At 75.8% G+C, this 23,507-nt stretch carries 21 protein-coding genes; 13 read left to right on the top strand and 8 right to left on the bottom strand.

Features of this window, described 5'->3' with window-relative positions:
- The coding region (locus V6V16_RS25520) for a hypothetical protein (protein ID WP_334566031.1) at nucleotides 1–440 on the bottom strand (440 nt) is incomplete at its 3' end.
- Between the two features lie 73 nt (nucleotides 441–513).
- Nucleotides 514–1,755 (bottom strand): acyltransferase family protein, encoded by a 1,242-nt coding sequence (locus tag V6V16_RS25515; protein WP_334566029.1) that lies wholly within the window; start codon nucleotides 1,753–1,755, stop codon nucleotides 514–516.
- Between the two features lie 261 nt (nucleotides 1,756–2,016).
- On the opposite strand from V6V16_RS25515, the gene V6V16_RS25510 reads away from it, so the two are divergent.
- The 4 genes from V6V16_RS25510 to pseI all read left to right on the top strand — a co-directional run bounded on the left by V6V16_RS25510 (nucleotide 2,017) and on the right by pseI (nucleotide 6,150).
- Complete coding sequence (locus V6V16_RS25510) at nucleotides 2,017–3,342, top strand: polysaccharide pyruvyl transferase family protein (RefSeq protein ID WP_334566026.1); 1,326 nt, start codon at nucleotides 2,017–2,019, stop codon at nucleotides 3,340–3,342.
- An 89-nt stretch (nucleotides 3,343–3,431) separates the two neighbouring features.
- A complete protein-coding gene (locus V6V16_RS25505) occupies nucleotides 3,432–4,601 on the top strand; it encodes a glycosyltransferase family 2 protein (RefSeq protein WP_334566025.1) in 1,170 nt (389 codons plus the stop codon).
- On the top strand, nucleotides 4,598–5,101 hold the full coding sequence (locus V6V16_RS25500; RefSeq protein WP_334566023.1) for a GNAT family N-acetyltransferase: 504 nt from the start codon (nucleotides 4,598–4,600) through the stop codon (nucleotides 5,099–5,101). The genes V6V16_RS25505 and V6V16_RS25500 overlap by 4 nt, the downstream gene beginning before the upstream one ends.
- Entirely contained in the window at nucleotides 5,098–6,150 is a 1,053-nt protein-coding gene (gene pseI / locus V6V16_RS25495; RefSeq protein ID WP_334566021.1) for a pseudaminic acid synthase, read from the top strand. The genes V6V16_RS25500 and pseI overlap by 4 nt, the downstream gene beginning before the upstream one ends.
- A gap of 56 nt (nucleotides 6,151–6,206) precedes the next feature.
- On the opposite strand, the gene V6V16_RS25490 is transcribed toward pseI, so the two are convergent.
- The 5 genes from V6V16_RS25490 to V6V16_RS25470 are packed head-to-tail and all read right to left on the bottom strand — an operon-like array spanning nucleotide 6,207 to nucleotide 10,926.
- On the bottom strand, nucleotides 6,207–7,430 hold the full coding sequence (locus V6V16_RS25490) for an acyl-CoA reductase (RefSeq protein ID WP_334566019.1): 1,224 nt from the start codon (nucleotides 7,428–7,430) through the stop codon (nucleotides 6,207–6,209).
- Entirely contained in the window at nucleotides 7,427–8,479 is a 1,053-nt protein-coding gene (locus V6V16_RS25485; RefSeq protein ID WP_334566016.1) for a LuxE/PaaK family acyltransferase, read from the bottom strand. Before V6V16_RS25485 ends, V6V16_RS25490 begins: the two co-directional genes overlap by 4 nt.
- Nucleotides 8,473–9,858: an AMP-binding protein gene (locus tag V6V16_RS25480; RefSeq protein ID WP_442934154.1), complete on the bottom strand. Its 1,386-nt coding sequence runs from the start codon at nucleotides 9,856–9,858 to the stop codon at nucleotides 8,473–8,475. Before V6V16_RS25480 ends, V6V16_RS25485 begins: the two co-directional genes overlap by 7 nt.
- A 53-nt stretch (nucleotides 9,859–9,911) precedes the next feature.
- Entirely contained in the window at nucleotides 9,912–10,703 is a 792-nt protein-coding gene (locus V6V16_RS25475) for an SDR family NAD(P)-dependent oxidoreductase (protein ID WP_334566010.1), read from the bottom strand.
- Entirely contained in the window at nucleotides 10,684–10,926 is a 243-nt protein-coding gene (locus V6V16_RS25470) for an acyl carrier protein (protein WP_334566008.1), read from the bottom strand. Before V6V16_RS25470 ends, V6V16_RS25475 begins: the two co-directional genes overlap by 20 nt.
- A gap of 244 nt (nucleotides 10,927–11,170) precedes the next feature.
- On the opposite strand from V6V16_RS25470, the gene pseB reads away from it, so the two are divergent.
- From pseB to V6V16_RS25440, 6 genes are all read left to right on the top strand, one after another.
- Nucleotides 11,171–12,154 (top strand): UDP-N-acetylglucosamine 4,6-dehydratase (inverting), encoded by a 984-nt coding sequence (gene pseB, locus V6V16_RS25465; RefSeq protein WP_334566007.1) that lies wholly within the window; start codon nucleotides 11,171–11,173, stop codon nucleotides 12,152–12,154.
- The gene (locus V6V16_RS25460; protein WP_334566006.1) at nucleotides 12,151–13,311 is read left to right on the top strand and encodes a DegT/DnrJ/EryC1/StrS family aminotransferase; all 1,161 of its coding nucleotides are present in this window, start codon (nucleotides 12,151–12,153) and stop codon (nucleotides 13,309–13,311) included. The genes pseB and V6V16_RS25460 overlap by 4 nt, the downstream gene beginning before the upstream one ends.
- Before the next feature lie 11 nt (nucleotides 13,312–13,322).
- On the top strand, nucleotides 13,323–14,153 hold the full coding sequence (locus V6V16_RS25455; protein WP_334566003.1) for a hypothetical protein: 831 nt from the start codon (nucleotides 13,323–13,325) through the stop codon (nucleotides 14,151–14,153).
- A 1-nt stretch (nucleotide 14,154) separates the two neighbouring features.
- Nucleotides 14,155–15,963, top strand: a complete 1,809-nt coding sequence (locus V6V16_RS25450; RefSeq protein WP_334566001.1) for a class I SAM-dependent methyltransferase — start codon at nucleotides 14,155–14,157, stop codon at nucleotides 15,961–15,963.
- Between the two features lie 98 nt (nucleotides 15,964–16,061).
- Nucleotides 16,062–16,772: a glycosyltransferase family protein gene (locus V6V16_RS25445; RefSeq protein WP_334566038.1), complete on the top strand. Its 711-nt coding sequence runs from the start codon at nucleotides 16,062–16,064 to the stop codon at nucleotides 16,770–16,772.
- Nucleotides 16,769–17,821, top strand: a complete 1,053-nt coding sequence (locus tag V6V16_RS25440) for a PseG/SpsG family protein (RefSeq protein WP_334566035.1) — start codon at nucleotides 16,769–16,771, stop codon at nucleotides 17,819–17,821. Before V6V16_RS25445 ends, V6V16_RS25440 begins: the two co-directional genes overlap by 4 nt.
- Before the next feature lie 39 nt (nucleotides 17,822–17,860).
- Here V6V16_RS25440 and V6V16_RS25435 read toward each other — a convergent pair whose 3' ends face one another.
- Nucleotides 17,861–19,807, bottom strand: a complete 1,947-nt coding sequence (locus V6V16_RS25435; RefSeq protein ID WP_334565999.1) for a hypothetical protein — start codon at nucleotides 19,805–19,807, stop codon at nucleotides 17,861–17,863.
- A 192-nt stretch (nucleotides 19,808–19,999) separates the two neighbouring features.
- On the opposite strand from V6V16_RS25435, the gene V6V16_RS25430 reads away from it, so the two are divergent.
- From V6V16_RS25430 to V6V16_RS25420, 3 genes are all read left to right on the top strand, one after another.
- Nucleotides 20,000–20,608, top strand: a complete 609-nt coding sequence (locus V6V16_RS25430; RefSeq protein ID WP_334566033.1) for an alpha-ketoglutarate-dependent dioxygenase AlkB — start codon at nucleotides 20,000–20,002, stop codon at nucleotides 20,606–20,608.
- A gap of 168 nt (nucleotides 20,609–20,776) precedes the next feature.
- Nucleotides 20,777–22,336 carry a glycosyltransferase family 39 protein gene (locus V6V16_RS25425; protein ID WP_334565998.1) on the top strand — a complete coding sequence of 520 codons (1,560 nt, stop codon included), beginning with the start codon at nucleotides 20,777–20,779 and terminating at the stop codon, nucleotides 22,334–22,336.
- On the top strand, nucleotides 22,278–23,507 hold a 1,230-nt coding region (locus V6V16_RS25420; RefSeq protein WP_334565996.1), incomplete at its 3' end, for a glycosyltransferase family 2 protein. The genes V6V16_RS25425 and V6V16_RS25420, both read left to right, overlap by 59 nt.

The following is a 23,507-nucleotide window of genomic DNA, read 5'->3' as shown; positions in this document are numbered from 1 at the left end:
CCCCGACTTGCGGGGCCGGCGGCGACCACGGCGGCCGGGGCGGGTGCCGGCGCGTCGGCAGGTGCCGGGCCCGCGGCGTCCCGCTCGGCGGCGCGGGTGCCGACGCCGGCCCCCGTGAGACCGCCGACGCGGCTGTCGACCGCCGGGCCGGCCGCGGTCAGAACGCCGACGCGGCTGTCGACCGCCGGGCCGGCGCCGGCCGGACCGCCGGTGCGGACGCCCGCGTCGGGGCGGACGGCGGGCGTGCCGCAGGGGCAGCTCGACGGGACCGCCGGCGTGGACGCGGCCGGGGCCGCGGGGAGGCCGGTCACCCCGGGGTGCGGCGCGGCGGCGGGGAACGCCCCGGCGCCGACACCGCACGCGACCGCCAGGCCGGCCAGCAGCCGCGCGGCCCAGCGCGCCACCGACCACAGGGGACAGGTCGGCGCGACAACGTGCACCCACCAACGCTACCGCCGACTCCGGCGGCCCGCATCGCGTCGGGTGTGTCGCATGTGGACGCGGTGCCGGGGGTCAGCGCGAGTCGACGTACTCCGGCCGGTGGTCGCCGCGGGCGGCGCCGGGCCGGGGGCGCGGCACCGCGTCGCCACGCCCGCCCTCGGGCGGCACCGTGCCACCGGGCCGCGGCGCGGTCGCGTCCGTTCCCCGGGGCGCGGCCCGCGACGGGCGGCGCGGGGCGAGCAGCCGCATCAGCGGGTTCTCGACGAGGCGGTGCACCAGCCCGGCGAGGACCAGGTTGACCAGCAGGAACCCGAGCACCACCGCCAGCCCCCACCAGCCGCCGAAGCCGACCCCCCAGTCGCCGGTGAACCGCAGCACGCTGACCATCACGAGGACGTGCACCAGGTAGAAGGCGAAGGAGACCTCGCCGAGCCAGACCATCGGCCGGGAGCGCCACGGCGAACGTCGCCCGCGCACGTCCGCGTCCGCCGCAGCGGTGATGACCAGGATGTACGCCACCGAGAGCAGCGCCGCCCAGAGTTCGGCGCGCACCCACTGCGCCGCGCCGACCCACGTCGCCACGAAGACCAGGCTGGCCACCGGCAGGCCCGGCCCGCGCCACCGGCCGCGCCGCATCAGTTCGGCGGCGGCCACGCCCATCCAGAACTCCAGCGACCGCACGGGCGGGAAGATCTGGGTGAACCACCAGCGGCTCTCCTCCGGCACCAGGGCCTGGGCCGGCCAGAGCGCGAGGATCAGCAGCGGCACCGCCGCCACGACGCTCCACAGTGCCCAGGGCCGGGCCCGGCGGATCAGCGGCAGCGCCAGCGGCAGGCAGAGGTAGAAGAAGAACTCGCAGGACAGCGACCAGCTGACCGTGTTGATGCTGTAGAAGTGGCCCGGCCGGGGATCCCAGGCCTGGAGGAGGAAGAGGTTCTCCAGCGCGACGCCGGGGTCCACCGGGTCGGCGAACCAGGCCGCGACCGCCAGGGCCAGCGCCCACAGCAGCGCGTGGCTGGGCCAGATCTTGGCGACCCGGCGTCGCCAGAACGCCCGCCGGGTGTCGGTCGGCCGGGCCGACCAGACCAGCACGAAGCCACTGAGGATGAAGAAGAACTGCACGCCGGAGAGGCCGAGGGTGAAGACCCAGTTCACCACGGCCCGGTGGTCGGGCTCGGCGATGATGCCCATCGTCCCGGCGTGGAAGCCGAAGACCAGCAGCGCGGCCACCCAGCGCAGCCCGGTCAGCGACGGCAGGCGGTCGGCCGGCGACGCGGGCCGGCGGGCCGGCGCGGCGGTCGCGGCGCCCGTCATGCCGCGACTCCGGCGATCCGCAGGGTCACCAGCACGTACGTCTCCTCCTCGGTCCGTCGTCGGGCGCCCCCGGGACGCCCCGCGGCGGCCCCCCGGTCGGCACCGCCCGCCCGGGCACCCTACCCGCCGGCGCTGGCAACCCCTTCTTTCCGGTGGGTGACGCCCCCGTTCCGTCGCGTGACGACGGTGACCGGCAGCTGTGTCCACGGCGGCCGGTGGCCTAGTATTCCGTGACCCCAGGACGACGAGAGGCGGGGACGGATGCACCGGCGGATCTTGATGCGGGCCAAGAAGGGCCCGTTCGACGTCTATTCGCCGGAGGAGACCTACGAGCAGAACTGGATCGGCGAGAACAACGGCAACCTCGTCTTCAGCCACGCCGCGCACAAGCTCCTACGCACCTCCACCACCGAGATCACCTCAACCGAGTTCAAGGTCAACCCGCGCGACGCGGACATGATCAACGAGCGGTACGACGTCTACGTCGTACCGCTCGCCAACGCCTTCCGTCGCAGCTACGCACACCGCGTCGAGGCCATGACCAAGCTCATCGAGCGGTTGAAGATCCCGGTGGTGGTCCTCGGGGTCGGCGTGCAGACCGACGTCAAGGGCGACCGGGAGTACCTACGCCCGATCGACGACGTCGTGAGCCGGTTCGTGCGGGCCGTCCTCGACCGCTCGCCCAGCATCGGCGTCCGGGGCGAGATCACCGAGAGCTACCTGCGTACCCTCGGCTTCTCCGCCGTCGACGTGATCGGCTGCCCGTCGATGTTCCTGCACGGCGCCAGCCTCGGGGTGCGGAAACGGAAGTCGGCGCTGACGCCGGACGACCGGGTCGCGCTCACGATCTCGCCGTACGTGAAGTCGATGGCGAAGATCGTCGCCCGGCACCACGAGCGGTACCCGAACCTGCGCTACCTGCCGCAGGACCTCAAGACGCTCGGCACGCTGCTCTACGGCGACGCCCCCGAGGAGCGGGGCAGGTCCAGCGCCATCCCCGTGCACACCTCGCACCCGCTGTTCACCGAGGACAAGGTGCGGATGTTCGTCGACCCCTGGACCTGGATGGACTACCTCTCCGGGTTCGATTTCGCGTTCGGTACCCGGATCCACGGCACCATCACGGCGCTGGTGGCCGGCACGCCCGGCTACCTCTTCGCGCACGACTCGCGCACCCTGGAGCTCGCCCGGTACTTCGACATCCCGCACCGGGTGATGAAGGACGTGCCGGCCGACGTGGACGCCGCCCAGCTCTACGACGAGGCGGACTACGGCGCGCTCAACGCCGGCCACAAGGCCCGCTACGAGACCATGCTGGCCTTCCTCGCCAGGCACGGCCTCGGCAACGCCTTCGCCGACGGCGACAGCGCCGCCCGGTTCGACGCGCAGGTGCGGGCCACCACCTTCCCGCCCGCCGTACGCCCGGCCGGCGCGACCGCCGCCGAGGTGCTGCTGGAGCGCGTCCAGTGGCTGCACGACCGGAACACCGAACTGCGGGCCGACGCGGAGGCCCTGCGTGAGCAGCGGCTGCGGGCCCGGGTGAAGCGGGTCGTCGGCGGCCCGGTGCGCCGGATCCTGAACCGTTAACCCGGCGCCCGGCGGGTGTTCAGGGACTCCACCGTCCCCGGTCACGTGAGGTTCCGGGCCCGGTCATCCGCGGGGCCGAGGGTGGCGGCGTGGTCATTGAGCCGACGCAAGCGCCGCTGCTGAGCATCGTCGTGCCCGTGTACGGCGTCGAGCCGTACCTCTACCAGTGCCTGGAGTCGATCCGCGCCGACATCCCGCCCGGCGAGGCGGGGGCGGTGGAGCTGGTCGCGGTGGACGACGCCTCCCCCGACCGCTGCGGGGAGATGCTGCGCTCGTACGCCGGCCGGCCCGGCATCCGCACGCTGCACCTGCCCCGCAACGTGGGCCTGGGCCCGGCCCGCAACGCCGGCCTCGACGTGGCCGCCGGCGAGTACGTCTGGTTCGTCGACAGCGACGACTGGCTGCCGCCGGGCACGATCGCGGCGGTGCTGGACCGGCTGCGCCGGGATCGGCCCGACGTGCTCATGCTCGACCACCTCCGGGTGCACGAGGGCGGTCGACGGGAGGTCGACGCGAGCAGTCACCTGCTGCGCGGCGTGCCGGGCGTGGTCAGCCTGGCCGACCGGCCGCAGCTGTTGCGGGTGCAGCACACCGCCTGGAACAAGGTGGTCCGGCGCGAGTTCATGGCCGGGCTGGGGCTGCGCTTCTTCCCCGGCTGGTACGAGGACATCCCGTTCAGCCACCCGCTGCTGATCGGCGCGCGACGGATCTCCGTGCTGGACCGGGTCTGCTACCACTACCGGCAGGGTCGGCTCGGCGCGATCACCTCCACCCGTAGCCGGCGGCACTTCGACGCCTTCGACCAGTACGAACGACTCTTCGAGTGGCTTGACCGGCATGCCCCGGACGACCGGCTGCGCGCCGAGTTGTTCACGCTGATGGTCAGCCACTACCTGGTGGTGGCGGGCAACGACGGCCGGCTGCACCCGCGGCTGCGGCGCGCCTTCTTCCGCCGGGTCGCCGAGCACTACCGCCGTTACCTGCCGGGCACCGGCTACCCGCGCCCGGCCGGCGTGGCGGGGCTCAAGCATCGGCTGGTCGGGCGGGACAGCTACCTCGCCTACGCGACGCTGCGCCGGGCCCACCGGATGGCGGGCCGGGTGCGTGGCGGGACTACCGCCGCGCAGCCGGCGGCGGAACCCGCGGCGACCGGGCCGGCGGCAACGACGACGGACGGGACGGGATCGGCGACGGCGGCCGGGGCGACGGCGGACCGGCCCGGCGCGCTGGCCGGGCGCGCACGGGCGTCGCGCGGATGACCGGGTCGCTGCGGCCGGCCGACGACGGCGACCTGGACCGGATGCTGCGCTGGCGCAACCATCCCCAGGTGCGCGCGGTGAGCCTCACCGGCCACGAGATCGACCCGGCCGAGCACCGCGCCTGGTGGGCGCGGGTGCGCACCGACCCGGACCGGCTGGTGCTGGTGCACCTGCACGCCGGCGAGCCCTCCGGCGTGGTCACCTTCGCCGGGCTCACGTCGCCGGAGCGCTCCTTGACCTGGGGCTTCTACCTGGACATCGCCGGGTTGGACGCCCGGGCGGAACTGTTGCCGGCGTGGCTGTCGTTGCAGCGGGCGGCCGTCGCGTACGCCTTCGGGACCCTCGGGGCGCGGCGGCTCGGCGGCGAGACGCTCGCCAGCAACGAGCCGGTGCTCGCCCTGCACCGGCGCTTCGGATTTCGCGTCGTCCGGCGGTACGCGCGGGACGTCGACGGTAGCTCGCACCAGGTGGTGTGGACGGAGATGAGCAGGGGAACATGACCTCGACAGTCAAAATCGGACCGCACGCGGTCGGGGCCGGGGAGCGGCCGCTCGTGGTGGCGGAGATGTCCGGCAACCACAACGGCAACCTGGACCGGGCGCTCGCCATCGTCGACGCGGTCGCGGCCAGCGGGGCGCACGCGCTCAAGCTCCAGACGTACCGCCCGGACACGCTCACCATCGACGTCGACGCGCCCGCGTTCCGGCTCTCCGACGGACACGACCTCTGGGGCGGGGAACGCCTCTGGCAGCTCTTCGAGCGGGCCCACACCCCGTACGAGTGGCACGCGCCGATCTTCGAGCGGGCCCGCGCGCTCGGCCTCACGGTCTTCTCGTCGCCCTTCGACGCGACGGCGGTGGAGTTGCTGGAGGAGCTGGACGCGCCCGCGTACAAGATCGCCTCGTCGGAGCTGGTGGACCTGCCGCTGATCCGGCTCGTCGCGGGCACCGGCAAGCCGCTGGTCATCTCGACCGGGATGGCCACCGTCGGCGAGATCGACGCCGCCGTCCGCGCCGCCCGGGAGGGCGGCGCGGAGGGCATCGTGCTGCTCGCCTGCACCGCCTCCTACCCGGCGCCGCCGCGGGACAGCAACCTGCGCCGGCTGCCCGTGCTGGCCGACGTCTTCGGCCTGCCGGTCGGGTTGTCCGACCACACCCCCGGCATCGGCGTGCCGGTCGCCTCGGTGGCACTGGGCGCCTGCCTGATCGAGAAGCACGTGACCCTGCGTCGGGCCGACGGGGGCGTCGACTCGGACTTCTCGCTGGAGCCGCCGGAGCTGACCGCGCTCGTCGTGGAGTCGGAGCGGGCCTGGGCGGCGCTGGGCGACCCCGCTGTCGGCCCCACCCCGACCGAACGGGAGGGGCTGCGGTTCCGCCGTTCCCTCTGGGTGGTCGAGGACGTCCGGGCCGGCGATCGCGTGACCGCGTCGGTCGTCCGCTCCATCCGGCCGGCCGGCGGGCTCCCCCCCGCCGACCTGGACCGGGTGCTCGGCCGCACCTTCACCCGGGACGCGGCGAGGGGAACCCCGCTCAGCTGGGACCTGGTCTGAGCCATGGCGCGTCGGTGGGGCCCGGTCCGGCGGACCGGACCCCACGTCGTGCGCCGTCAGTCCGCGACCGTGACCAGCCGGACGAACTCACGCAGCAGGTCGTGGCCGTCCCAGACCGGGGCGAAGGTCAGCGCCGCGCCGAACGGCACGATCCGGTCGATGCCCCGGCCGCCGAGCCGCCGGGCGAGGTCGACCAGCTCGGCGCGGGTGAAGCCGAAGTGGGTCAGGGTCTGGTCCCGGCGGCGCACGAACGGCACCAGCTCCGCCAGCTCCGCCACGGTGACGAAGCCGAACGTACCGGTGCCGAGCCACTCGCGGGGCGCCGCCGCCGGCCCGTCCAGCTCCAGCGTCGTGACCAGGTTGCCGTGGAACACCATCCGGGTAACTCCGCCGTCGGCGGCCAGCCCGTACGCGCCGACCCGCTTCTCGACGGCCATCGCCGCGTCCACGTCCCAGCCCCGCTCCCGCACGGCCAGCCCGAGCAGGGCGACGAACTCGGCCCGGACGGCCTCGGCGCGCCCCTCGTCGCCGACGAGGAACACCGCGCGCGGCGACGCGCAGGCCGCCTGGTCGAACCAGTAGGCGTCGTCGGCGAAGCGGGCCACGGCGGCCCGCCGGTCGGCCAGCGGGGCGGCCTCCCAGCCGGTCACCGAGAGGACCGCGAAGGAGGACCGGTCCGGGAAGGTGAGCTCCCGGGCGGCGGGCGCCAGCGGGTGCCGGCGTACGGCGGTCACCGCCCGGTCGCCGCCCCAGACGACCCGCAGGTCGCAGCCGGCGCTGAGCCGGCCCGTCACCGCGTCGTCGTGGCCGTAGGTGACCATGCGCTGGGTCCGGGCCACCACCGGGTCGGCGGAGTCGAGGCTGTCGTTGAGCACCGCCAGGATCGCGTCGGCCGCCGCCGCCGAGCGGGGCGAGACCCGGACGACGTTGACGTTGCCGGCCAGCGCCGAGAGCGCCCAGGAGTAGACGAAGATCGTGTCCACGTTGGCGGGTGGGACGTGGAACACCACGCCCCGGGGAAAGGCGAGCACCCCGTCGGCGAGCCCGGTGTGCAGCCGTTCGACGCCGCGCAGCAGCTCCCGGCGGCGCAGGAAGAAGCCCAGCGAGCCCAGTTCCGGATGGCGGCGGGCCAGCGCGGGGGCCAGCAGCCGCCGGGAGACCGAGGTCAGGAAGTCCAGCATCCGCTCGTCGCCGACGACCAGCGGCGGGTCGCCGACCGGCGGCAGCAGGTCCTCCACCGGCGCGTCGGGCCCGGCGGGGAACCGCATCCGTACCGTCATGCCTCTCCTCCGGCGTAGGTGTCGCTGCAACCCCGGGCCTCGGCGCGGGGCAGCCGGCCCAGGACGCTGAACCGCTTGCCCGGCCAGTGCCCGTCGTCGATCCCGTGCACGACTCCCAGGTCCTCGGTCAGCAGCACGTTGCCCGGGTAGGAGCTGGGCAGGGTGCTCAGCACCTCGATCACGCCGGGGGTACCGACCGGGGCCTCGTGCCAGGTGACCGGGTCCCGGACGATGACGTCGGCGAAGTCCGGACAGTAGAGGGAGCCGCCGTCGGGCCCCTCCAGGAAGACCGTGCCGATCTGCTCGACCATGCCGTAGAAGTTGTGGATCCGGGTCAGGCCGGTGTCCGCGCCGAGCCGGCGGCGGAACTCGGCGTCGTCCACGGCCCGGTCGGCGAGCTTCTTCCAGCCGCCGGAGTGCACCAGGACGCCCCGGGACAGGTCGAGGCCGTGGTCGCGGGCCACCTCGTAGAGGTAGCGCCAGACCATGAAGGTGAAGCCGAAGACCAGGAACGGCGCGTCGCCGTGGCGGGCCAGGAAGTCCTTGAGCGCGGCGACGTCCGGCCGGTCGTCGGCGTCGAGCAGCCACAGGTGGTCGCGGCCGAAGTTCACCATGCCGAGCGCGCCCGCTCCGCGCGCCGAGTAGGAGCGCCGGTCGCCGACCACCCCGGCCCGGTCCACCACCACCATCGGCAGCCGGCGCGGGCCGAGCACGGTGCCGAGCGTGCGGGCCAGCATCCTCGACTGGGTGGTGGCGGCGGCCCGGTCCAGGTGGATACGGCTGACCTCGCCCGTGGTCCCGCTGGAGGTGAGCACCCGGATCACCTCCTCGTCCGGCACGCTGGCCAGCTTGCGGGTCTTGAACAGCCGCACCGGCAGCCAGGGCAGGTCGGCCAGCGTCGCCGCGTCGCCCTCCGCGCCGCCCAGGGCGTCCAGGATCCGGGCGTACGGCGGGCAGTGCCGCCGGTGGTGGGCCAGCAGCCCGACCAGCTCGTCGCGGAGGCGTACCTCCTTCTCGGGCTGGGTGAGGGTGAACACGTCGGTCAGCACCGTTCCTCCAGTGCGCGGTAGTCGGGCTTGCCCGTCGGGGTCAGCGGCAGCGCGTCGACGCCCCGCACCTGGATCCCGGAGGAGTGGGTGCCCAGCGCCCGCGCCACCTCGGCCCGGATCAGGGCGAGCCGGTCCGCGTCCGCGCCCTCCGCCACCACCACCAGCCGGTCGGCCCCGGCGATCGCGGCGACCGGGCCGTGGTGCCCGAGCGAGCGTTCCACGTCGTCGAGGTTGACCCGGACGCCGAACACCTTGGCGATCCGCTTGATCCGGCCGGTCACGTGCAGGAACCCGTCGGCGTCCAGGTGGCCCAGGTCGCCGGTGGCCAGCACGCCGCCCCGCTCGTCCGGGCGGGCCAGGTCGGCGGCCGTCTCGGCGTAGCCCATCATCACGTTGGGTCCCCGGTAGAGGATCTCGCCCGTCCGCTCCGGCGCGGTGGTCTCCGTACCGTCGTCGGTGCGGATCGACAGGGCCCCGCCGGGCACCGGCAGTCCCACCGAGCCCAGCTTCTCCGGCAGCCGCTCGGGCGGCAGCACGGTCATCCGGGCGGTCGCCTCGGTCTGCCCGTACATGACGAAGAGCCGGCCCGCCACCTCGGCCATCCGGCCGTGGAAGTCGGCGACCAGATCCGGGTGCAGCCGGCCGCCGGCCTGGGTGAGCGTACGCAGCCGCTCGTGCCGGGCCGGTGCGAAGCGCAGCCGGCGCAGCATCTCGTACTGGTAGGGCACGGCGGCCAGCGAGGTGGCCCGGTACCGGTCGAGCGCCGCCCAGAACTCGCGGGAGGTGAGCCCGGAGCGTTCCAGCAGCACGGTGGCCCCGGCGTGCAGGTGGCTGGTGAGCACCGACAGCCCGTACGTGTAGTGCAGCGGCAGGGTGGTGGGGGCCACCTCGTCGCCGTCCAGGTCCAGCGCGGTGGCGATCGCCGCCGCGTTGGCCCGCACCGCCGCGCGGGAGAGCCGGACGAGCTTCGGGTTGCCGGTCGAGCCGGAGGTGGCGAGCAGCAGCGCCAGCTCCGGGTGGGGCGGGGGGCCCGGCGGCCCGGCGCGCCGCCAGGCCGGGCCGAGAGCGGCCGGGCCGGGCCCGTAGCCTTCGACCGGCGCGGGGCCGGTGAGCAGGAGGGCGGGGCGGAACCGGTCGACCAGGTCCCGCAGCGCGTCCACGGCGATCCGCGGGTCGAGCAGCGCGACCGGGCGGCCCGCCTGCCAGGCGGCCAGGATCCGCAGTACCGCGTCGATCTCGGTGGGGGCGGCGGCGAAGACCGCCCCGGGCGGTTCCCGGTCGAGCAGCGCGGCGAGGTCGGCGACCCGGGCCGCGAGCTCCGCGCCGCCGACCCGCCGGCCGGTCGCCGCGTCCACCAGCCGGCCGTCCGGGTGCGGCAGGAAGGCCGCGTCGGAACAGGAGGGGCCGGCCGGGTCGTGCCGCGGCGGGCCGGTCACAGGGTCAGCCCGCCGTCGACGCCGATGACCTGGCCGGTCACGAAGGCCGCGGCCGGGGAGAGCAGGAACGCCACCACCTCGGCGACCTCCTCCGGCTCGCCGAGGCGGCGCAGCGGGGTGGCGTCGGCGCGGGCCCGCCGGCCCGGCTCGTCGAGGTCGGCCAGCAGGTCGGTGCGGATGAAGCCCGGGGCCACCGCGTTCACCCGGATCCCGGCCGGGCCGAGCTCCTTGGCGGCGGCCCGGGTGAGGCCCTCCACCGCCGCCTTGCTGGCCGCGTAGACGACCTGCCCGGCGGCCCCGGCGGAGCCGATCAGCGAGCCGGTGAACACCACCGCCGGCCGGTCGCCCCGGCGCAGCAGGCGGGCGCCCTGCTGGAGCGTGTGCGCGGCGCCCGCCGCGTTGACCGCGAAGAGCCGGGCCACGGTCTCGTCCGGCACGGAACCCAGCAGCCCCGCCTCGTGCACGCCGGCGTTGACCACCAGCGCGTCCAGGCCCCGCCAACGCTCGAAGACGGCGCGCAGCACCGCCCGGACCTGGTCCGGCTCCGCCACGTCGCCGTGCACCGCGAGGTGCGGCCCGCCCGGCAGTGCGGCGGCCACCTCCCGCGCCGTGCCGGCCCGCCGGCCGTGCACCGCGACCGCACAGCCCTGCGCGGCGAGTCGCCGGGCGACAGCCCGGCCGATGCCCCGGGTCGAGCCGGTGACGAGGACCCGCCGGGCGGTCGAGGCCCGGTCCCCGGGGTGCCCGGACGCGGCGTCCGCGCCGGGATCAGTCGGTGAGGACGACACCGTGCTTCTCCAGGATCTGCCGAGCGCGGTCGAAGGAACTGAGGTCGATCACCTCGTCGGTGTCCAACATGACATCGAACTCGTCCTCGACGGCGGCCACCAACGCCATGTGCGCGAGCGAGTCCCACTTCTCCGTACCGCGATATTCGAGACTGTCCACGACGGCGTCGTCGGGCAGTTCCAAAGCCGCGCGGAAGACGACCCTCAGTCGCTGAAGTTCCACCGCGATTTCCTCCGTAACTGCTACGCCCGGTCGGCGTGCGGGCCGAGTGTAGCCGAGCTTCCAGCCCTCTCAACCCGCCCCTGAGCAGGCAAAAAGTGTTTGCCTGCAAGGCATTCCGCATTCACTTCGGGCGGGCGGACCGTTCACCGAGGGGCGTCGGCGTGTTAACCCGCCGAAGCTAGCGTCTCGAACCGGCCGGCCGGGGAAGGTCGCCACGGAAGAACCACGACCATGGGAGCACCAATTGAGCGAGTTGAATGGGTCTTCCATTCTTGTCACCGGTGGGACAGGCTCCTTCGGCAGAACGTTCCTCCGGCATGTCCTCACCGAGGCGGATCCGGCCCGGGTGGTGGTGTTCTCCCGCGACGAGCTCAAGCAGTACGAGCTTCGCCAGCACCTCGGCGACGACCCGCGGCTGCGCTGGTTCATCGGTGACATCCGGGACCGGCACCGGCTGACCCGCGCGATGCACGGCGTCGACCACGTGGTGCACGCCGCCGCCCTCAAGCAGGTGGACACCGCCGAGTACAACCCCTCGGAGTTCATCGCCACCAACATCACCGGCTCGCAGCACGTCGTCGACGCGGCGATCGAGGCCGGCGTACGGAAGGTCATCGCGCTCTCCACCGACAAGGCGTCCAGCCCGGTCAACCTCTACGGCGCCACGAAACTCGTCGGCGACAAGCTCTTCGTCTCGGCCAACCACTACGCGGCGCAGCACCCGACCCGATTCGCGGTCGTCCGCTACGGCAACGTGGTCGGCAGCCGCGGCTCGGTCGTCCCGCTCTTCCGCCGGCTGGCCGCCGAGGGGAAGAGCCTGCCGGTCACCGACAAGCGGATGACCCGGTTCTGGATCACCCTGGACCAGGCGGTCCGGTTCGTCGTGGACTCGTTCGACCAGATGCAGGGCGGCGAACTCTTCGTCCCTCGGATCCCGAGCATGCGCATCCTCGACCTGGTCGAGGCCGTCGCCCCGGAGGCCACCACGCACGAGATCGGCATCCGCCCGGGCGAGAAGCTGCACGAGGAGATGATCGCGCCGGACGACAGCCGCCGGACCCTGCGGGCGAAGGACCGGTTCATCGTGCAGCCGACCATCGCCACCTGGGGCTACCAGCCGCCGGTCGGCTGCGAGCCGGTGCCGGACGGCTTCGCGTACCAGTCGGACGGCAACGACGAGTGGCTCAGCGTGGCGCAGCTGCGCGACATGCTCGGCGTGCCCGCATGACGGGGCTGCTCCCGTACGGGCGGCAGTCGGTGAGCGCCGACGACGTCGCCGCCGTGGTCGACGCGCTGCGCAGCGGCTGGCTCACCACCGGGCCCCAGGTCGAGGGGTTCGAGGCCGACCTGGCCGGGTGGACCGGCGGGACCGGCTGCGCCGCGGTCTCCAACGGCACCGCGGCCCTGCACGTCGCGTACGCGGCGGCCGGTGTCGGCCCCGGCGACGAGGTGGTCGTACCGCCGACGACGTTCGTGGCGACCGCCAGCAGCGCGGTCGCCCTCGGCGCGCGGATCGTCTTCGCCGACGTCGAGGAGGAGACCTTCACCCTCGACCCGGCGGCGGTGGCGGCGGCGACGACCAGCCGCACCCGGGTGGTCTCCGCGGTGGACTACGCCGGTCACCCGGCCGACTACGACGCGCTGCGCGCCGCGCTGGGCGGCACCGACGCGCTGCTGCTCGCCGACGCCGCCCACTCCATCGGCGGCCGCTACCGGGGCCGCCCGGTCGGCTCGCTGGCCGACCTGACCACCTTCTCGTTCTTCCCGACGAAGAACCTCACCACCGCCGAGGGCGGCGCCGTCGCCGCCGCCGACCCGCGCCTGCTCGCCCGGGCCCGCCGGTTCCGCAACATCGGTCTGGTCCGCGAGCGCGACGAGCAGCGCTGGCCGGACGAGGGCGGGTGGCACCAGGAGGTGCACGAGTTCGGGCTGAACTACCGGCTGCCCGACGTGCTCTGCGCGCTCGGCCGCAGCCAGCTGCGCCGGCTCGGCGACTTCCTCGCCGCCCGCGCCCGGCTGGTCGCCCGCTACGACGAGGCGCTGGCCGACCTCCCCGGCGTGCTCGTCCCGGGCCGCCGGTCCTGGGCGACCCCGGCGTGGCACCTCTACCCGATCCGGGTGCTCGACGGGCGGCGTCGCCAGGTGTACGACCGGATGCGCGCCGCCGGCATCGGGGTGCAGGTCAACTACATCCCGGTGCACTGGCATCCGGCCTTCGCCGACCTGGGCTACCGACGCGGCTCCTGCCCGGTAGCCGAGGCGTTCTACGCCCAGCAGCTCTCCCTGCCGCTCTTCCCCGACCTCACCGAGGCCGACCAGGACCGCGTCGTCGACGCCCTCGGCGCGGCGCTGCGCTCCGCCACGGCGCGTCGGGCCGCCGCCTGACGAGGAGCCCGATGCACCACGCGAACCACTTCTACGGCCACGCCCACGTGCTGGCCCGCTACGCGGGGCTGGGCGACGGCCACCCGCCCCGGATCAACGGGTACGTCCAGCACGGCTGGAACATCGGCGACGGGCTCGCCCCCGGCCACCCGTACGCGGAGCGCACGCCGAGCCTGCTCTGGTCGGAGCAGACCCGCCGGCGGGCCTGGTCGGTGGGGCGGCGCAACGTCACCGTCATCGGCGCGCCCTTCGCCTACCTGCTGGCGATGCGGCCCGAGGAGCCGCCGCCGGCCGAGCGGGAGGGCACCATCTGGTACCCGTTCCACGGTTGGGAGGGCCAGCACGTCAAGGGCGACCACCGCAAGCTGATCGCCCGCATCCGGGACACCGAGCCCGGCCCGGTCACGGTCTGCCTCTACTGGCACGAGTACGGCATGCGCCGGGTACGGCGGCTCTACGAGAACGCCGGCTTCCGGGTCATCTGCCACGGCTACCGCGGCCACTGGTGGCGGGAGACGGACCCGCTCTTCCTCGACCGGCAGCTGGCCGAGCTGCGCCGGCACCGCCGGGTCGCCTCGAACCGGCTGACCAGCGCCATCTTCTACGGCATCGCCGCCGGCTGCGAGGCCGCCGTCTACGGCGACCCGATGGTGCTCGCCGACGAGGACCCCACCTTCGGCGGTACCGCGCGGATCCGCCGCCAGTGGCCGGAGCTGCACGGCGAACGGGTGGACCCGCCCACCGCCGCCCGGATCGCCCGCGCCGAGCTGGGTACCGACCACCGCTGCACGCCGGCCGAGCTGCGTGAGCTGCTCGGCTGGGCGAACCTCCAGGAGGAGTGAGTTGACGACTGACGCCGCGCCCCGGATCACGTTGCCCGGCGGGGAGATGCTGGCCTGGTCCGACCTGCCGGGGCAGCGCCTGGCCGAGGGGGGTCCGCTGGCCGCGCTGGTCGCCCGGGTCGTGCCGGCCGGCGCCCGGGTGTTGCTGGCCGGGCCGCACGACCCCGCGCTGCTCGACCGGCTGGCGCACGCCGAGGTGACCTGCCTGCTGCGCAGCCACCCCGACGGGGTCGCGCTCGCCGACCGCGCGGCACGGGTGGTGGTGGCCGGCGCGGCCGGGCCGGCCCCGGACGAGCGGTTCGACGTGGTGGTCGCCGGCGCCGGGCTGGCCGCCGTCGAGTCCGTCGAGGGGACGCCGCTCGGCTGGGCGGGCGTGCTCGACCGGCTGGTGGCGGCGCTGCGCCCCGGCGGCACGCTGCTGCTGGGCCTGGACAACCCGCTCGGCCTGCACCGGCTCGTCGCCGCCTCCCCCTGGTACGCCGGACGTGACGACGCCGCCTGGGTCGTCGGCGGAGTCCTCGACGCGGGCCGCCCGGCGAGCCTGGAGCAGCTGCGCGCCCGGTTGGAGGCCGTGGGGCTGCGCCCCGGGGCGTCCTTCGCCGCGTATCCGCACCCGGCGACGCCGACCGCGCTGCTCGACACGGCGGCGCTGGGCCGGCACACCAGCTCCGGGCTCTTCGACGCGGTGCTGCACGGCGCGTGCGCCGGCGGTTTCGGCGGCGAACCGGTGCTCCAGGATCCGGCCCGGCTCGCGGTCGACGCCCTGTACGCCGGCCGGGCCGCCGAGCTGGCGCCGGGCTGGCTGGTGCTCGCCCGCCGGGCGGACGACCCGCCCGGCGGGGAACGGGCGGCGCCACCCGTGGCGCTCGTGCAGACCGGGCCGCCCGGCGTCGGGGTGGTCGAGGTCGTCGACGGTCCCGACGGCTGGCGGTGGCGGGCCGGCGAGCCGGAGCCCCGCGACGACCGGCTGCCGGCCCCCTTCGCCAGCCGGCTGGTCGCCTACCGGGACCCGGGGGTGCTCGCCGGGCCGGTGCCGGACGGGCGGCTGCTGCGCACCCTGCTGCTCGACGGCTGCCTGCGGCGGGACCTGGAGACGCTGCGCCGGCTGCTGCGCGGGTACGCCCGCTGGCTCGCCGGGCAGGTCGACGCCGAGGGCCGGCTCGCCGGCCCGGCCGGGCTGGCCAGCCTGGACAACGTCGTGCTGGCCGGCGACGCGTACGCGGTGCTCGACCCGAGCTGGCGCGCCGCCGAACCGCTCGCCGTCGACGTGGTGCTGGCCCGGGGCCTGTGGCGCTTCGCCGCCGAACTGCTCACCGGCGGGTACGCCCACCCCTGGACCTCCACCCTGGACGTGGCGGGTCTGACCGTGGTGCTGGGCGGTCTCGCCGGCCACGACCTGGACCGCGCGACGGTCGCCGCGGCCGTGGAGGCCGAGGCCGCCGTCGCCGCCGCCCTGCACGGGCTCGACGCCGACGGGCGGGTCGCCCTCGCCACCGAACTGCGCGCCGTCGAACCCACCGACCCGCCGCTCGGGCGGCGCAGCTACCAGCAGCTGCGGGAGGCGTGGCTGCGTCAGCGCGAGGAGCTGACCCGGCTGGCCGCGCTGCTCAGGTGGACCGAGGAGCTGCTCACCTCGCGCGAGCGGGCGCTGCGCCGCGCCGACGCGACGATCAACCTGCTCAGCGGCTCGGTCAGCTACCGGGTGGGCCGGCTGGCCATCGCCCCGGCGCGGATCGCGAGGCGGGGCGCCCGGGCGGCCACCCGCCGGGCCCGGCAGGCCCTCGCCCCCAGAGCGGAGGAGCAGCGGTGACCGGACCGGCGGCCGGCAGCGCGCCGTCGGCCGGTCCGAGCGAGGCGAGCCACCGGCCGGCGGGCGCGGCCGGGACCGGCCCGCGCGTCGTCGGCGTCGTGCAGGCCCGGATGGGCTCGTCCCGGCTGCCCGGCAAGGTGCTGCGGCCGCTCGCCGGGCGCAGCGTCCTCGGCCGGGTGGTGCGGGCGGCGCGGGAGAGCGGCGTCCTCGCCGACCTGGTGGTCGCCACCAGCACCGAGGCCGCCGACGACGCCGTGGTGGCCGAGTGCGACCGGCTGGGCGTGGCATGGCACCGCGGCCCCGTCGACGACGTGCTCACCCGCTTCGTCGGCGCGCTGGACGCCCACCCCGGCGACGCGGTGATGCGCTTCACCGCCGACTGCCCGCTGCTCGATCCCGAGATCGTCGGGTTGGTGGCCGCGGTCTGGCGCGCGGTGCCCGGGCTGGACTACGCCAGCACGTCCATCGCCCGCACGCTCCCCCGCGGCCTGGACGTCGAGATCATCCGGGCGGACGCGCTGCGTACCCTGGACCGGATCGCCGCCGACCACCACCGCGTGCACGTGACCTCCTACGCGTACTCCCGTCCCGAGCTGTTCCGGGTGCTCGGGGTGACGCTCACCCCCGACCGGTCGGACCTGCGGCTGACCCTCGACACCGAGGCCGACTGGACCCTGGTCCGGGCGGTGACGGACCATTTCGGGGACGTCAGCGTGCCGCTGGGCGCGCTCGCCGCCTGGCTCGACGCGCGGCCGGCGCTGCGCGCCGTCAACGCCGGCGTACGGCAGAAGCGGTTGGAGGAGTCCTGAGCACGGTACGCGTCGGACTGCGTTGCGACGCCGGGCCACGGCGCGGCGTCGGCCACCTGGTGCGCTGCCTCGCCCTCGGCGAGGAGTTCCTCGCCCGGGGCGCCCGGGTCGAGGCGTTCGGCACCGTCGAGGGGGTCGGCTGGGCGGGCGCGCAACTGGCCGCCCGCGGCATCCCGCTGCGTCCCGGCCCGCAGACCCCGCGGGAGCTGGTGGAGACCGCGCGCCGGCACGAGCTGGACGTGCTGGTGCTCGACTCCTACGAGCTCGACCCGGCGGGGGCGGGCGCGCTGCGGGCGGCGGGGGTGCTGACCCTGGCCGTGGTCGACGGCGACACCCGGGGGCAGGACGCCGACCTCTACCTGGACCAGAACTTCGGCGCGTCGACGGCCGCGCCGGCCGGTCGGCTGCTCGCCGGCAGCGCGTACGCCCTGCTGCGGGACTCGGTGGTGGCGGCCCGGCCCGCGACGCCCCGGCCCGCCGTGGCGGTCGGCCGCCCCGGGGTGCTGGCGTTCTTCGGCGGCACGGACGCGGTCGGCGCGGCCCCGGTGCTGGCCCGGGTGCTGCTGGCCACCGGGCACCCGATGGACCTCACCGTCGTGGTCGGCCGCCCCGAGGTCGCGGCGGAACTGGCGGCGGTGCCGCCGGGACGGGGACAGGCGCTGCGCCCGGTGCCGCCCACCGACGAGCTGCCCGCGCTGATCGGCGCCGCGGATCTCGTGGTCAGTGCCGCCGGCACCTCCACCTGGGAGCTGTGCTGCCTCGGCGCGCCGTCCGCCCTGGTCTGCGTGGTGGACAACCAGCGCGAGGCGTACCGCCGGGTGGTCGGGCACGGCCTCGTCGCCGGCCTCGGCGAGCTGCCGGAGCTGGCCGGGGCCGGGCTGCCCGGCCGGGCGGCGCGGGCCGCCGCCGCCGGGACGCTCGCCCGGCTGCTCGCCTCCCCGCGCCGCCGCGCCGCCCTATCGGCCCGCGCCTGGTCGACGGTGGACGGACGGGGCCGGGCCCGGGTGGTCGACGCGGTGCTCGCCGCCCTGGCCGCCACGCCGACCTGATCCGCCGTCGCGGCGGCGTCGGCACCCCCGCCGCCGGGGTCAGGGCAGCGTCTCGAGCGTGACCCGGGAGCGCAGCTCCGGGCGCCCGGCCAGGAGCCCCTCGACCACCGCGGCGGCCCGCGGCCCGGTGGCGAGGAATCGGATCGGTCGCCGCTCCCGCTCCACCAGGGCCGCCGAGCGGGCCGGCTCCGACAGCGGCAGGTGGTAGAAGGCCGGGGCGGAGGCGCCGTGGGTGCCCTGGAGGGTGGCGAGGAAGAGCGTCTCCAGGTAGCCCTCCCGCCGGTGCTCGCTCACCACGACCGTGACCGCGCCGGCCCGCACCGGCGCGTGCGCCAGGGCGCGGACGGTCACGTCTGCCTGCCGAGGCCGGTCCAGCAGGCCCGACCACCAGGCCGCCGCCCAGGTGGTGCTGCGGGCGCCGAACGGCTGGGCGAAGATCCCGCCGCCGCGCGCGACGCCGGCCGCTCCGGCGGTCGCCGCCACCAGCGACAGCGCGACGAGCGCCCGGGCGGGCGGGCCGGGGCGCGGCCGCGCCTGCCACGGGAGCGGCCGCAGCAGGAACACCGCGCCCACCCCGACGAGCAGGACCACCAGCAGCAGGTGCAGGGTCTTGCCGTAGTAGTAGCGGGGGTCGGTGCCGAGCAGGCGGAACCAGAGCTGGAAGGCGGCCGCGAAGGCCCCCGCGGCGGCCAGCGCGCCCGCGTACCGGCGCCACACCGGCAGCCGCAGGCCGCCGGCGAGCAGACCGGCGCCGACCAGGCCGGTCAGCGCCAGGTAGGCGTCGTAGCGCGGGAAGACATCGCCGCCGGTGGCGACGTTGTCGACCTGGTCGGTGAAGAGCAGGCCCGCCACGCTCGGAAGCGGCGTGAGCACGGCCGTGGCCAGCCCCACCGCGCCCGCCAGCCGGGGCCGCCGGCGTACCGCCCGCCGGTGCCGGAGCAGCCAGGCCAGCACCAGCGCCCCGACCACCGGCAGGAACATCAGGTACGCGAAGCCGATGCCCACGCAGAGCGCCCCGAGCAGGCAGAGCTGCGTGCCGGTGCCGGACACCGGCCGGCACACCAGCGCCACCAGGATCGCGGTCAGCGCCAGGCCGAGGCTCTCACCGGGATAGCCGTACACCACGAACCGGGACAGTTCCGAGCCCAGCACGAGGGCGGTGACCGCGCCGGCCAGCGCGGCGGCACGCAGCGGGTCGAGCAGCCGGCCGGCGAGCCGCCCCGCGGCCCAGAGCACCGCGAGCACCAGCAGGGCGTACGCGGCCAGGGACCAGCCGAGGTAGTGGTCCAGCGCGCCGGCCGCCGTACCGGGTTCGGTCGACGAGCGCAGGAAGGTGTCCAGCAGCGCGGCCGTCACGTGGAAGCCCTGCGGGTACCAGAGCATCGCCTCGGGCGCGATCCGGGCCGCGCCCTCCGGGTCGCTGAAGAGGTAGCCGCCGACCGCGCGGATGCCCTCCACGGCGGCCAGGTGCCGGCTGTTGTCCTCGCCGACCATCGCGTACGCCAGCCGGCCGGCCAGGCCGTCGGCGCGCAGGTAGGGCCAGGCCAGCGCGACGGTCGACAGCGTCGCCGCGACGACCGGCGCCGCGTCGGCCGCGACCGGGCGCGGCAGCGCCGGCCGGACGCCGGTGACCAGGGCGAGGCCGAGCAGAGCGGTCAGGGCCGTGCCGGCCACCGGCACCGGGTGCAGGCCCCAGGGCCACGCCGAGAAGAGCAGGGCGGCGGCGCAGAGCGTCCCCAGCAGCAGCGCCGCCGCCAGCAGCAGCCGGTCCAGCAGGGTACGCCCGGCCCGCAGCAGCCCGGCCGTCAGCACGAGCACGAGCGGCGGGAGCACGACGGCCGCGCCCAGCGCGTACGCCAGCAGCGGGACCGCCCAGGCGGCGGCGAGGCAACCCGCGACGACCGCCGGCCGACGGGCCGGCCGGACCGGGCGGGCCGGGACCACCGGTGGGGACTCCCGCGGCGCGCGGGTGGGGCTGCTCGGCACTGGTCTACTCCTCGCGGCGCGGCCCGCCCGGGATCCGGACGGCGCCGCCCCACGGTAGGGGCGCCCCGCCGACGCCGGGCGACGCCGACGTGTGCGTCAGGTGACGTGCCGGCGACAGGCTCCCCACCTCGAACACCTGTGCCAACCGCGGGGTACGCTGGGTCGGTGACCGGCGCCGCCTACCAGCCGTCGATGCTCGATCTGACCGCCGCGGAGCCGTCGTTGGGCCCGCTGGCCGGCCGGCTGCGCCGGCACCCGCTCACCCGGGGCGCGTGGGTCGACCACCTGCCCGGCTGGGTCGCCGGCTCCGACGAGGTGTTCGACGCCCTGCTGCGCGAGGTGCCGTGGCGGGCCGAGCGCCGCACCATGTACGACGCCGAGGTCGACGTGCCCCGGCTGCTCTGCTGGTACGCGGCCCACCGCCCCCTGCCGCACCCGCTGCTCACCGACGCGCGCGCCGCCCTCACCCGGCACTACGCCCCCGAGCTCGGCGAGCCCTTCGTCACCGCCGGCATGTGCCTCTACCGCTCCGGCCGGGACAGCGTCGCCTGGCACGGCGACACCCAGGGCCGCTCCGCGCACACCGACACCATGGTCGCCATCGTCTCGTTCGGCTCGCCCCGCACGCTGCTGCTACGGCCGCGGGGCGGCGGCGACAGTCTGCGCTTCCCGCTCGGGCACGGCGACCTCGCCGTGATGGGCGGCACCTGCCAGCGCACCTGGGAACACGCCGTGCCCAAGACCACCCGCCCCGTCGGGCCCCGGGTCAGCGTCCAGTTCCGCCCCGCCGGCGTCGCCTGAGCCGCCCACCCCCGCGGCCGTCCGGGGGTCGGCCGGCCGGCCGCGCGCACGCCCGAGCCGGGCGCCGGGGTGCGCGCCGCGACGCCGCGCCGTTGCACCCACCGTCACCGTGCGTCGTGCTAGCTTGACCGCGCCCATCACCCATCCGCCGCTCTCCGGGAGCTCTCCGTGCCCGCTGGACGCCCGACCGTGCGAGGGGGCGGCCCATCGTCCGTTCCCGGCCTGCTGCGTCGACACCTCGGCCTCGTCGTCGTGCTCGCCGCCGGTCTCGCGCTGCGGATCACCGCGATGGTCGCCTACCCGCCCGCGCTGTGGTTTCAGGGCGACTCCGGCGCGTACCTCAGGCGGGCCGACGAATGGCCGGCCATGCCGGCCCGGTGGACGTATCCGTGGCTGCTCAAGGGTTTCGAATGGACAGGCACGGTCGCCCCGGTGGTGGCCCTGCAACACCTCGCCGGGCTCGCCCTGGGCGTCGCGGCCTACCTGCTGCTGCGCCGCCTGGGCGGCGGAGCGTGGCTGGCGACGCTCGCCGCCGCGCCGGTCCTGCTCGACGCCACCCAGGTCACGCTGGAGCAGTACCTGCTCACCGAGACGCTCTTCACCGGTGCCCTGGCCGTGGCGGTGCTGCTGCTGGTGCGGCGGGAACGCCCCGGCACGCTCGCCGCGGCGGGCGCCGGCCTCGCCGCCGCGCTCGGCATGGTGACCCGTCCCACCGGCGTCGTCGCCCTCGCCGCCCTGCTGCTGTTCCTGCTGCTGCCGTGGCGCGGCTGGCGGGCGCCGGCCGCGTACCTGCTCGGCGTCGCCGCTCTCTTCGCGATCGCCTTCGCCGGCACCGGCAGCGTCCGGGGAGCGCTCGGCCTGGAGGGCGGGAAGTTCCTCTACGGGCGGACCGCCCAGATCGCCGACTGCGACCGGCTGGAACTGCGGCCCGGGCTGCGCAAGCTGTGCCCCAGGCAGCCGCTGCACCAGCGCCCCGCCCGGCCCGACTGGTTCATCTGGAACCGCGACAGCCCCATCCACGAGGCCGAACGGCCCGAGGACCTCGACAAGTTCGCCCGCGAGGTGCTCCGGCAGCAGCCCGGCGACTACCTGGCCGCCGTCGCGTCGGACGCCGCCCGCTACTTCTGGCCGGCCCGGCTCGCGCCGAGCGAGGTCTGCCTGGCCAACTGGTGGCGACCCCAGCTCTCGCCGAGCGACTGGGCAGCGGACCCCGACTGCGTGCCGCGTACCGCCAGCCCCGACCACCGGTGGGAACCGGCGCCGTCGCGGGACACCGAGCCCAACGCGGCCAGCCGGTTCCTGCACGCCTACGGCCGGTACGGCGTCACCCCGGCACCGGTGCTCGCCGGGATGCTGCTGACCGCGCTGGCCGGGGCCGGGTGGCCGCGCCGGGGCCGGGCGCGGCTACGCGGGATCGCCCTGCTGTACGCCGGCATCGGCCTCGGGATCATGGTCTTCTCCGTGGCCACCTCGATGTTCGACCACCGCTACGGCCTGCCGGCGCTGGCGTTCCTCCCGATCGCCGCCGCGGTCGGCTGGCTGCGGCTGCGGCCGACACCTCATCCGACGGCTCGGCCGGCGCCGACCGAGGACGGGCCGGGGCGGGTCGTGTCGACCGACGGCGGGCCGGACCGGTCCGCGCCCAACACCGAAGAAGGCAGCGGGGAGCATGACGAACGAAGCGGAGATCGAGGTCACGGTGCTGCTGCCGTGCCTGAACGAGGCTGAGACCCTGGAGGTCTGCGTACGCAAGGCGCTGCGCTCGCTCGACGAGTGCGCAATCGTCGGGGAGGTCCTCGTCTCCGACAACGGGTCCACCGACGGGTCGCAGGAGATCGCCGAGCGCGCCGGCGCCCGGGTGGTGCACGCGCCCGTTCGCGGCTACGGCGGGGCCCTGCTCAACGGCATCGACCGGGCGCGCGGCCGGTACGTGGTCATGGCGGACGCCGACGACTCGTACGCCCTGGCGGACCTCGGCCCGTTCGTAAAGGCGCTGCGGGCCGGGCACGACGTCGTGATGGGCAACCGGTTCCGGGGCGGCATCGCCCCGGGTGCCATGCCGCCCCTGCACCGCTACCTCGGCAACCCGGTGCTGAGCTGGCTCGGCCGGCGGCTGTTCGGGTTGCGCGGGATCCGGGACTTCCACTGTGGCATGCGCGCATTCCACGCCGAGCGGATCCGCGCGCTCGGGCTCTGCATGCCGGGCATGGAGTTCGCCTCCGAGCTGGTGGTGCGCGCCGCGCTGGCCGGGTACGACATCGCCGAGGTACCGACCACCCTCTCGCCCGACGGCCGGTCCCGCCCGCCGCACCTGCGTACCTGGCGCGACGGCTGGCGGCACCTACGGTTCCTGCTGGTGTTCGCGCCGCGCAGGACGCTGGTCCGGCCGGGCGCCGCGCTGGCCGCGCTCGGGCTGGCCGGAGCGGCGGCGCTCACCCCGGGCCCGCTCTCCCTCGGCCCGGTCCGGCTCGACGTCGCCACCCTGGTGTACGCGTGCCTGATGATCCTGGTCGGGGTGCAGCTCGTGCTCTTCGGCGGCCTCGCCGAGATCTACGGCCGGCAGGAGGGGCTCGTCCCGCGGCGTGCCTCGGACCGCTGGGTACGCCTCCTGCGGCTGGAGACGAGCGTCACCGCCGGCCTGCTGCTGTTCGTCCTCGGCGTCGCGGGCACCGGTGCGGCGCTCACCCGCTGGGGGCTGGACGGGTTCGGCGACCTCGACCCGCACGCGACGCTGCGGCTGGTGCTCCCGTCGGCCACCGCGATCGCGCTGGGCGTGGTGGTCCTCTTCTCCGGCCTGGTGGGCAGCCTGCTCACCCTCCGCCCGACCCACCCCACCCCCACCCCCAAGCCCACCCCCACCACCCCGACACCGCCCCGCCCCCGCCTCCCCACCCCCCAC

It is taken from the genome of Micromonospora sp. CPCC 205561 (assembly GCF_036906775.1).
In the GTDB taxonomy this organism is placed as follows: Bacteria; Actinomycetota; Actinomycetes; order Mycobacteriales; family Micromonosporaceae; genus Micromonospora.
The sequence above is the reverse complement of the archived record's forward strand: the minus strand, read 5'-3'. Positions and strand labels throughout refer to the sequence as shown.

What these genes read in the sequence shown, in the direction of transcription:
- V6V16_RS25500 (WP_334566023.1), top strand. Translation starts at nt 4,598, where the DNA reads ATGACCGGGTCGCTGCGGCCGGCCGACGACGGCGACCTGGACCGGATG.
- V6V16_RS25510 (WP_334566026.1), top strand. Translation starts at nt 2,017, where the DNA reads ATGCACCGGCGGATCTTGATGCGGGCCAAGAAGGGCCCGTTCGACGTC.
- V6V16_RS25490 (WP_334566019.1), bottom strand. Translation starts at nt 7,430, where the DNA reads ATGACGGTACGGATGCGGTTCCCCGCCGGGCCCGACGCGCCGGTGGAG.
- V6V16_RS25430 (WP_334566033.1), top strand. Translation starts at nt 20,000, where the DNA reads ATGCTCGATCTGACCGCCGCGGAGCCGTCGTTGGGCCCGCTGGCCGGC.
- V6V16_RS25515 (WP_334566029.1), bottom strand. Translation starts at nt 1,755, where the DNA reads ATGACGGGCGCCGCGACCGCCGCGCCGGCCCGCCGGCCCGCGTCGCCG.
- pseI (WP_334566021.1), top strand. Translation starts at nt 5,098, where the DNA reads ATGACCTCGACAGTCAAAATCGGACCGCACGCGGTCGGGGCCGGGGAG.
- V6V16_RS25455 (WP_334566003.1), top strand. Translation starts at nt 13,323, where the DNA reads ATGCACCACGCGAACCACTTCTACGGCCACGCCCACGTGCTGGCCCGC.
- V6V16_RS25460 (WP_334566006.1), top strand. Translation starts at nt 12,151, where the DNA reads ATGACGGGGCTGCTCCCGTACGGGCGGCAGTCGGTGAGCGCCGACGAC.